The following is a 924-nucleotide window of genomic DNA, read 5'->3' on the forward strand; positions in this document are numbered from 1 at the left end:
CCTGAGAGCCTGACCGAAAATGAATTGAGTGATTTCAGTGGTTTGTGATTCCTCCGTCTTTGCGAAGAGAAGGAGTGAATTGTGGCCTGGACTGAAATCACCCGTCGTCAGTATCGTCGCGATGATCTGACCTATGCAAGTGATCTACGTGATCGGGAATGGGCGCTTCTGGCACCGTTAATGCCACCCCAAAAGCGGTATGGCCGTCCCAGAAGAACGGAACTCCGCCGGGTTGTTGAGGCGGTGCTGTACATCGTCTCGACGGGATGCCAGTGGCGTGCCCTGCCACATGACTTCCCACCCTATACGACCGTTCAGGGGTATTTCTACGCATGGCTGCGCGAAGGGCGCTGGGAGGCCATCAATCATGTCCTTGTGATGCTTTCACGCGAACAGGAAGGCCGTGAGGCCACACCTTCTGTCGGCATTCTTGACAGCCAATCCGTGAAAACTGCGGAAAATGGCGGCCCCAGAGGTTATGACGCAGGCAAGAAAATCAAAGGCAGAAAACGGCATATTGTAACCGATACCCTGGGGCATCTCATCGTCTCGGTTGTGCATGCCGCAAATATTCAGGATCGCGACGGAGCCCCTCTGGTCGCAGAAAAAATCAGGCCACTCTTTCCCTGGCTTCGTCGTCTCATCGCAGACGGAGGATACGCAGGGGAGAAACTGCAAAAGGTTCTGGCACGAATGGGAGACTGGGTGCTGGACATTGTAAAGCGTTCAGACCGTGCTCAGGGTTTTGTCCTGCTGCCAAAGCGATGGATCGTGGAACGGACATTCGCATGGCTCGGAAGATGCCGCCGTCTCAACCGAGATGTCGAGGCAACACTCCAAGCCTCACAAGCATGGCTCATCGTTGCTCATATCCGCAGATTGCTGCGAAAAATCACTCAGACCGCTTTTTGAGTCAGGCTCTGA

The 924-nt window shown here is 54.4% G+C and carries 1 protein-coding gene; it reads left to right on the forward strand.

Annotation, left to right across the window (positions count from 1 at the left end; all coding sequences use genetic code 11):
• The first annotated feature begins 81 nt into the window (after window positions 1-81).
• Window positions 82-912 (forward strand): IS5 family transposase, encoded by an 831-nt coding sequence (locus GKO01_RS15705; RefSeq protein ID WP_099287799.1) that lies wholly within the window; start codon window positions 82-84, stop codon window positions 910-912.
• Window positions 913-924 lie beyond the last annotated feature (12 nt).

It is taken from the genome of Gluconobacter kondonii (assembly GCF_002723995.1).
Taxonomy (GTDB): domain Bacteria; phylum Pseudomonadota; class Alphaproteobacteria; order Acetobacterales; family Acetobacteraceae; genus Gluconobacter; species Gluconobacter kondonii.